This window comes from uncultured Rikenella sp., assembly GCF_947628055.1.
In the GTDB taxonomy this organism is placed as follows: Bacteria; Bacteroidota; Bacteroidia; order Bacteroidales; family Rikenellaceae; genus Rikenella.
In genome coordinates, this window is the sequence record NZ_CANQYJ010000107.1 from 1 (window position 1) to 8333 (window position 8333).

6 protein-coding genes and 1 pseudogene are annotated in these 8333 nt (G+C 59.5%); 6 read left to right on the forward strand and 1 reads right to left on the reverse strand.

The genetic code is table 11. The annotated features are described in order from the left end of the window. The first annotated feature begins 667 nt into the window (after positions 1-667). The 6 genes from Q0Z93_RS08745 to Q0Z93_RS08770 all read left to right on the forward strand — a co-directional run bounded on the left by Q0Z93_RS08745 (position 668) and on the right by Q0Z93_RS08770 (position 6072). Positions 668-1750, forward strand: a complete 1083-nt coding sequence (locus tag Q0Z93_RS08745; RefSeq protein ID WP_298064603.1) for a DNA-protecting protein DprA — start codon at positions 668-670, stop codon at positions 1748-1750. A 176-nt stretch (positions 1751-1926) separates the two neighbouring features. After that, positions 1927-2952 carry an NAD-dependent epimerase/dehydratase family protein gene (locus Q0Z93_RS08750; protein WP_298064605.1) on the forward strand — a complete coding sequence of 342 codons (1026 nt, stop codon included), beginning with the start codon at positions 1927-1929 and terminating at the stop codon, positions 2950-2952. A 129-nt stretch (positions 2953-3081) separates the two neighbouring features. Then, positions 3082-3315 (forward strand): 50S ribosomal protein L28, encoded by a 234-nt coding sequence (gene rpmB, locus Q0Z93_RS08755; RefSeq protein ID WP_298064607.1) that lies wholly within the window; start codon positions 3082-3084, stop codon positions 3313-3315. A gap of 29 nt (positions 3316-3344) precedes the next feature. Then, positions 3345-3527, forward strand: coding sequence for a 50S ribosomal protein L33 (gene rpmG, locus Q0Z93_RS08760; RefSeq protein ID WP_027290607.1), 183 nt, complete (start codon positions 3345-3347; stop codon positions 3525-3527). Positions 3528-3539: 12 nt separating this feature from the next. Next, positions 3540-3698 carry a DUF4295 domain-containing protein gene (locus tag Q0Z93_RS08765; protein WP_083377613.1) on the forward strand — a complete coding sequence of 53 codons (159 nt, stop codon included), beginning with the start codon at positions 3540-3542 and terminating at the stop codon, positions 3696-3698. Between the two features lie 247 nt (positions 3699-3945). After that, positions 3946-6072, forward strand: a complete 2127-nt coding sequence (locus Q0Z93_RS08770; RefSeq protein WP_298064612.1) for a right-handed parallel beta-helix repeat-containing protein — start codon at positions 3946-3948, stop codon at positions 6070-6072. A 573-nt stretch (positions 6073-6645) separates the two neighbouring features. Here Q0Z93_RS08770 and Q0Z93_RS08775 read toward each other — a convergent pair. Next, a pseudogene (locus Q0Z93_RS08775) lies at positions 6646-8333 on the reverse strand (DUF2723 domain-containing protein); the annotation flags it as partial.

An 8333-nucleotide genomic window follows, 5' to 3' on the forward strand; every position in this document is an offset into this window, starting at 1 on the left:
GGGGCACTTTCTTTCTTGGGTGACCAAGAACCGAGCAGCGTACCGAGAGCAGAGGCCGCTTGCGGGCTATGCCGAGGTAGCGCGAGGAAGACCGCAGGTCAAAGAAAGCAAAGAAGTCACCGGGAATCGGTTTCGCCTTGTCGGGTGTCCGCGCGTCCTGCGCGGCCCCCTCAAGGCAAAACACGACGCTTCCGGAAGGGCTTTCGCGTACACCTCATTTTTCTTTGCCCCCGGTAGTAGTGGTAAGAGCATTTTAATCTTTTCGGTCGCAGCCTGCGGGGAACGCAACTCTCGCGCAAGCGATTAAAAAGTTGCGGGCCTCCGCGGGGCGAGGCTGCGGCCCGCCCGGTGCTGCGAACCGGATTTTCACCGACGCTCGAGACAAAGACGGTTCCAAAACACGAGTACGCCCCGGAGCCATCGAGGGCTTTGGGGTAAAGGCGGCCAATAAAACAGCAACGGCTGCGGTTCGGGTGCCGAGCGGCACCTCCGGACTGACATCGGGAGATCTTTGTAATAAACCGTATGTTATTAGTTATTGCGATCCTTCGGCTCGCCGGCCTCTGCGCTTCGCGACACCCTAAGCACAAAAAAGACAAAACCGCAGCACGAAGCCAAACCCTCAACTCACAACCAAGCAAAGGGAAAAACAATTATCTTTACAGATATGAAATACAGCATCGCCCTGTCGCTCGTGCCCCGGGTAGGCAGTAAAAACATGCGGCGCCTGCTGGCCGAATTCGGCAGCGCCGAAGCCGTCATGACAGCCCGTGTCGAGCAATTGATGGAAACCGGAGCCTCGCTGCATATCGCACAGGAGATCGCCTCGGGCCAAAGCATTCCCCGCGCTATGAGCATCATCGACCTCTGCGAACGCACAGGCGTGAGAGTGCTTACCCTCGGCATGCCCGACTTTCCGCGCGCTTTTGCCGAATGTTCCGATGCCCCGTGCGTGTTGTACGTGCGCGGAAACATCGACTTCAACAGCGGCAAATGGCTCTCCGTGGTCGGCACCCGGAATGCCACACCGGGCGGAATCGCCGCCGCAGGACGCATAGTCCGGGACATCGGGCTGCTCTATCCCGATACCGTGATCGTGAGCGGACTGGCCTTCGGCATCGACAAGGCCGCACACGCTGCCGCTCTGCGATACCGCCTCAAAACCGTGGCCATCATGGCCGGATGGGTGGACGACATCGTACCTCGGAGCCATTACTACCTTGCCCGGCAGATTCTCGACGCCGGCGGAGCCATCGTGTCGGACATGCCGCCCGGCACGGTGATCGACCGCGGCAACTTTCTGAGCCGGAACCGGCTGGTGGCCGGGCTGAGCGAAGCCACCCTCGTCGTGGAATCGGCGATCAAAGGCGGTTCGTTAGTCACGGCAGATATTGCCGTGAGCTACGGAAAAGAACTGTTCGCCTTGCCGGGCGACATCGGCGAGCCGATGAGCGAAGGCACCAATATGTTGATCCGCACCAACAAAGCCATTATGTATCAGAGTGCAGAAGATGTGGCGCAGGCTCTGGGCTGGAAACGGGCAGCCGCAACCGTTCCGGTGCAGACGGCCACACTGGCCCCGCGGCTGAGGCAGGCATACGAAGACATTCCGGACGGCGCACGCCTCGACACCGAAAGCCTGGCCGACCTGTGGAACGTACCGCTCTGGGAGGCTTCGAGCATCGTGGGACAACTCCGGGCTAAAGGACTGCTGGCAGCCGACCCCTACAGATGTTATTATAAAATTTGACCCGACAATAATAATAAAGCGCATTGCGCACCCGTTCGACCAATGGCTCGAGCGCACGGTCGTGTCATCGGGCCGGCGGGCGGCCCGCAGCTTTCCGCGGCGGAAAAAACGCGGTTCATCAGGTATATGACGTGCGGGTTCCGATCGGGGCCCGCACACTAAGAACAGGACAAACCATGAAGAAGGTCATGATTACCGGAGCCTCGGGTCTGGTAGGCACCCACTTGGTCGCCGAACTGCTCGGCAGGAATCCGGCTGGCGGAGCGGAAGAATATGCCGTCACAGCCGTGGCGCATTCGGAACAGTCGTGGACGAAAATCGACTGGCTGCTGCAGCGGCGAGGCTTGGGCGACCGGCCTTACCGACGCGTGGCTGCCGCCCTGGAATATATCGACGACTGCCGCAGGCTGATACGGGAGATAAAACCGGACATCGTGTTCAACTGCGCCGCGCGGGTGGCCGTCGGCAAGGCGCGCGAAGGCGAAAAATTAGTGACCCGCAATGTGGAGATCACCCATAATCTGGTCACCGCGGTGCTCGAACAAGCCTCTTCGCCGGGCGAAGGGCCGCTTTTCGTGCACGTCAGTTCCGTGGCGGCACTGGGCAGCACGCCGGGGCCGGCGGGGTGCATCGACGAGAATGCCGTGATGGAAAATCTGGCGGGAGCATCGGCCTATGCCCGCAGCAAATTTCTCTCCGAAAACGAGGTGTGGCGGGCTGCGGCGCACGGGCTGCGGGTGGCGGTGGTCAATCCGGCGGTTATTCTCGGAGCCATGTCGCCGGAGTCGGATTTCTGGCTGAACGGGCTGTTCGAGGCCATGCGCAAAGGGGCGAATCGTTTCTGGATCGACGGCGAAATGGCGTTCGTATCGGCGGAAGATACGGCACGCGCCATGATCCTGCTGGCCGAGACCCCGGAAGCGTGGGGCAAACGGTATATCCTCTCGGCGGAGAACCTGCCTTACCGCCGTTTTCTGGGCCAGATAGCCCGGACTTTGGGGCTGCCGCAGCCCCGTATCCGGATACCGCGCTGGATGCTGAGGCTGGCGGTGCCGTTCGCCCCGGCCATGGCGGCGGTGCTCGCGCCGCACCGGCGTTGCGACGGCTCGGAGATCATGCGCACGGTGCCGCTGCGGTATACCGGGCTGGCCGAAACCCTGTCGCAGATAGCTGCTGCGACAGGCAGGGAGAGCGCTCGCTAAGACGGTTTCGGGCCTGATCCCCACACCCGGATTGCGCCGATACCGAAGTTATCTGCTCGCGGAATTTGATATTTCGGAGAATAATGCGAAATTTGCACTCTGTTTTATTCACACAATCGATTAAAAGCAATGAAAGTTTGTCAAATCACCGGGAAGAGCGCGCAGGTCGGCAACAACGTGTCGCACTCCAACAAGAAGAGCAAACGCCGCTTCAACCCGAACCTGAAGAGCAAGCGTCTCTTCTTGGAGGAAGAAAACCGCTGGGTGACGCTCAAGGTCTCGGCTGCGGCGATGCGCACCATCAACAAGAAAGGGCTGTCGAACACGCTGAAAAATGCGGCTGCGCTGCCTAAAATCTATTAATTCACTCTGTCTGAAGACTCCACAACGAAATGGCTAAAAAAGGAAACCGAGTTCAGGTGATCCTTGAGTGTACCGAACACAAGGAAAGCGGGATGCCGGGCATGTCGCGCTACATCACCACCAAAAACAAAAAGAACACCCCGGATCGGATGGAACGCAAAAAATACAACCCCATACTGAAAAGGGTCACCATTCACCGCGAAATCAAGTAATCTTTACACATCATGGCAAAGAAAGTAGTCGCTACGCTCAAAACCGCTGCGAACGGCAAGAACGTGACCAAATGTATCAAAATGGTGAAATCGGAAAAGACCGGCGCTTACACGTTCAAGACCGAGATCGTTCCGAACGAGGAAGTGAAGGATTTTTTCGCTAAGAAATAATCACAGCGGACGTTTCCCCGCCTTTTCTTCGGAACGATAGAGACACAAGGAGCGGGGGGATATATATTGTTTTGCGAGTGCCGTCTTTTCGACGGGATCGCAAAAAGCGGTTTCTCTTGCAACGAGGAACCGCTTTTATGCTTTCTCCTTTCCCCGGACCGAGAATCCTCTTCCGACCCGTCCGCGCCTTTTTCATCGGATGGCGCGGAATATCGGACCGACCAATCGATCAAAAATTTCTCACTTTATGTATGCACTCCGATTTTTTGTCATTCTGTTTTGTCTGATCGCAACGACAACCCAAGCCGAGCGGCGGACATGGTTCGTTTCGCCGCGCGGAGCGGACGAGAACGACGGGACGCTTCGCAAACCGTTCCGTACGATCGAACGCGCTTTGACCGAAACGGCCGCACATCCGCACGACACCATCGAAATCCGTTTGCGCGGCGGAACATACGTTTTGCAACAAACGGTCGAAATAAGCGGTTTGCACGACCTGACGGTGGCCCCTTACGGCGGAGAGAGGGTCTCCGTGACCGGCTCCCGTGCGATCGAGTTCCGCCGTTTGAAAAAAGTGACCGACCCGGCCATGCGGGGACGCTTGCGGCCTGAAGTGCGCGACCGCGTCCGGATGATCGACGCCCGGGCGGAACAGATTCCCCTGACCGGACTGATGCCCAAAGGCTTCGGCCACCCGTCGCTGCCGGCATGGAGCGAACTGTTCGTCAATGGACAGCCGCTGACGATCGCCCGATGGCCCAACGACACGATGGCGCTGATCGGCAAGGTTCACTGCACGGGCGACATTCCGCGCGATGCAAAATACGGAATAGGCGACCCGGTTTTCGAGTATGCAGAGGAACGCCCCGCCGCCTGGCAGTCTGTCGAGGGGGCGTGGATCGGGGGCTATTTTGCCTGGGGCTATGCGGACGATATGATTCCCATCCGGCGGATCGACACGGCAGCCCGAACCATCACCGGTGCGGCTCCGAGCCGATACGGGTTCATGAGCGGGGCGCCGTTCCGCCGCTGGTATGCCTTGAACCTGCCGGAAGAGATCGACCGGCCGGGAGAATACGTGCTCGATACGGCGAACGAAAAGATCTATTTCCTCCCGCCGCAGGAGGGCCCGATGGAAGATCTCCACGTCTCGGTGCTCGAAACGCCGATGTTTGCGATAGAAAACTGTCGGAATGTCAGGCTTCTCGGTCTGACGCTCGAATATTCGCGCGGGATGGGTGTCTATATCGAAGAGTCGGAAAATGTGTCGGTCGATAGCTGCGTGATCCGCAATTTAGGGTATGTCGGAGTCTGCATCGGCCGCGGAGACATCGGTTCGGACGATGTCTCGGGTTCCGGATCGCTCTCGCCGGAAGGCGCTCCGTGGATCGTCGGCCATTTGGGGAACAGAATTTACAACGATATTCTGTTCGATCGTCGGGCCGGACGGAACAACGGGGTGAAAAACTGCCGCATTTACCGGACGGGGGCGGGAGGTGTCTCGATGGGAGGGGGCGACCGGGCGACGCTGACGCCGGCGGGCAATTATGTGGAGAATTGCCGGATTCACGATTTCAACCGCATCGAAAAGTCATACCGCCCCGGCATCGGGATCGACGGCGTGGGGAACCGGATTGCGAATTGCGAGATTTTCGATGCGCCGAGCATGGCCATTCTGCTCCACGGGAACGACCACACGGTGGAATACTGCGACATGCACGACGTTTGTCTCGAGGTGGACGATCAGGGGGCTTTGTATTACGGCCGCGACCCGTCGGAGCAGGGGAATCGGGTGCGGTACTGCTATTTCCACGATCTTCCTTCGGTGCACCGCGTGTCGGCTACGTACCACGACGACGGGGCGTGCGGGATGGAGGTGTTCGGATGCGTTTATTATAAAGCGGGGTCCGGGTCCGTCCTGATCGGCGGCGGACACGACAATGTCTATCGGAATAATCTCTTTATCGACCTGCCTCAGGCGATTCACATCGACAACCGAATGGAGGGCTGGGGACGCGGCTTACTGGATGCCGGAGGTATCGTCGATCGACGGTTGCGGGCGGTGCGGCATACCGAGCCGCCGTATGCGGCGGCTTATCCGGCGCTGGCGCATTACTGGGAGGGAACGCCGCGGACGCCGCGCGGCAATGTTTTCGCCGGAAACCTTTTCTACCGGGTCGGCCGTCTGTTGGACGGTTCTTCGGCTTGGGCGGACTGGAGCAACAACTGGGTGACGACGGAAGACCCGGGATGGGTCGATCCGACCGACCCTTTGAAAGGCTTCGTGCCGGATACCCGGATCTATCGCATGATCGATCGGTTCGCGCCGATTCCTTTTGAAAAAATCGGATGCCGGCTGCCGAAAATCGACTGATCTGTATCCATCAACGAAAATTCTCAACGAAAGAGGGGGCGTCCGAAACGGAACGTCCCCTTTTTCGTCGTTGTAACAACCCGATCGACCGGGTTCCGCCCCGGCCGACAATCAATCTACATCCATCCGCCGCCCAACGCTTGGTACAGCGTGATCACGCCCTGCATCTCGGTTTCGCGGTTAGCCAGTTGCGTACTCCGCGCCGCCGTCTCCAGCAATGCCCCACCTGTTGTTCATAGAGCATCGCTTTGTTCCGCCCCGTTTCGTGACGCTTTTCCTGCCCGGAACCCGTCAAAAAAAGCGGCCTCTCTTTTACCGGAGGCCGTTTTTTTATTGCTTCAGCCGCAATCTGCCCGGCGGTCTGTCCTTGCGGTGGCAGGGTCGGCAGAAAGAATCCGATGCGGATCATCCTTTCATCCCCTCAGCCGCTTCCGGCAGCGCGCCTCCCATGAAAAGCCAGACAGGAATCCGCACAACGAACCGCAGAACGCATCATCCGGAAACGACCGACGAAAAAATCCCTTTCCTCTCCGCAGGGAAGAAAGGGATCGGTATGCCGGAAAATCCAGTCGGCTACATTCCTCCGAAATACGGGGCATACAGCGCCACGATTCCCGTCTGCCCGTTCCGGTCCGCGATCCGGTACAGATTGTAGAGCGTGTGCAGCTTGTCCATCGCCTCGTCTTCCACCAGCTGCTTCTTATTGCCCGTGAACCGGTCGTAATAATCCACATACTCCGCCAGTATTCCGCCCGCCTTCCGCGCCAGCGCATTCCCCTTGTCGTAAGCCCCCGCCTTGTAATAGGCCTCCACGATAAAGGGTACCATATCGTCCACGCGCAACTGCTCCAGCGGCATCTCCCGCATCGCGCGATCCAGCACCTCCACCGCCCGGGTCGTATCCCCCTCGGCCGTCAGCGCATTGGCTAACCGCGCAAAAGACGACCGCAGCTGCGACGAGGCGAAAGAGTTGGTCACGAAAGCGTCCGCATAGACCCGCGGATCGGCGATATTCCCGTAGCGGTACTTGTTCATCAGGTTGTCGTACAGCGTCTCCGTGTCGATTCGCCCGACACCGAACACCCGCGAGATCGGCGACTTGATCGGCACTAACCGATAGGTCGCCCCGTCCTGCTGCAGGTACGACCACGACTCTCCCCCCTCGGTGTCGTAATGCACCAGGCCCCATTTGAGCAGGTCGGCCGCCGAAGTGAAGTGGATCGGCCTCGTCCAGTCGCCCGAAGCCAGCATGTCGAGGAAAACCATCTCGCCCGCCGTGAGCGCCAGCTTGTCCGGATCGATATTCAGATAGATCGTGTCCTCGATCAAGTGCGCATCTTCAGGCCGCACGATTCCGTTCCTGATGACATTCTCCTTGTTCACCGGCACCGCGATCCGGCGCGCCGGCACGATGTCGTACGTATTTCCCCCCTGATCCATCAGCTGCGTCCGCGGGTCGTCGCTGTTCACCACCGCCATCACCTCCCGGGCCGTCCATGCGCTGCCGTCCGGCTTCGGAATCTCGCGGATGACGAACCCCACCGCATCGCCGTAGTATTTGTGCCGCGGCATCGAGTGCGGGATCGGAGCCGATTCGTTCGCCCGCATCCGCATCTGGTCGATGTACCAGTCCCCGCCGATGTACGACGCGTTCATGACCCGCACGTCCGGCCGTACCTCCTCGACCTCCTGGTTGTACCACAGCGGGAAAGTGTCGTTGTCCCCGTAGTCGATGATGATCCCGTTCGGCAAGACGCCCGCCAGGTAGTTGTACCCCATATCGCGCGCCACATATCTGTGCGAGCGGTCGTGGTCGTCCCAGTTCTGTACCGCCAGCACCGCCGGCACCGACGCGCACACCACGAACGCCACCGCCGCCGCCAGCCGGGCGTTCGCCTTGAACGCCTTGCGGTGCAGCAAGTCGTACACCCACAGCAAGCCCAGCCCGATCCAGATCGCGAAGGCATAGAATGACCCCGCATACGCATAGTCCCGCTCCCGCGGCTGCAGCGGAGTCTGGTTCAGGTAGAGGATGATGGCGATCCCCGTCATAAAAAAGAGCAGGAAAACCACCAGGAAATTCCGCCCGTCGCGCTTGAGCTGGTAGAAGAAGCCGATCAGCCCCAAGATGAACGGCAGGAAATAGTAGTGGTTCCGCCCCTTGTTGGCCGCCACCTCCGACGGCAGGCCGTCCTGCGGCCCGAGGTAGAGCTCGTCTAACGGCCGGATCCCGCTCATCCAGTTGCCGTCCACGATCGTGT

Coding starts and splice junctions, on each gene's coding strand:
- Q0Z93_RS08770 (WP_298064612.1), top strand. CDS start 3,946: ATGTATGCACTCCGATTTTTTGTCATTCTGTTTTGTCTGATCGCAACG.
- Q0Z93_RS08765 (WP_083377613.1), top strand. CDS start 3,540: ATGGCAAAGAAAGTAGTCGCTACGCTCAAAACCGCTGCGAACGGCAAG.
- Q0Z93_RS08750 (WP_298064605.1), top strand. CDS start 1,927: ATGAAGAAGGTCATGATTACCGGAGCCTCGGGTCTGGTAGGCACCCAC.
- rpmB (WP_298064607.1), top strand. CDS start 3,082: ATGAAAGTTTGTCAAATCACCGGGAAGAGCGCGCAGGTCGGCAACAAC.
- Q0Z93_RS08745 (WP_298064603.1), top strand. CDS start 668: ATGAAATACAGCATCGCCCTGTCGCTCGTGCCCCGGGTAGGCAGTAAA.
- rpmG (WP_027290607.1), top strand. CDS start 3,345: ATGGCTAAAAAAGGAAACCGAGTTCAGGTGATCCTTGAGTGTACCGAA.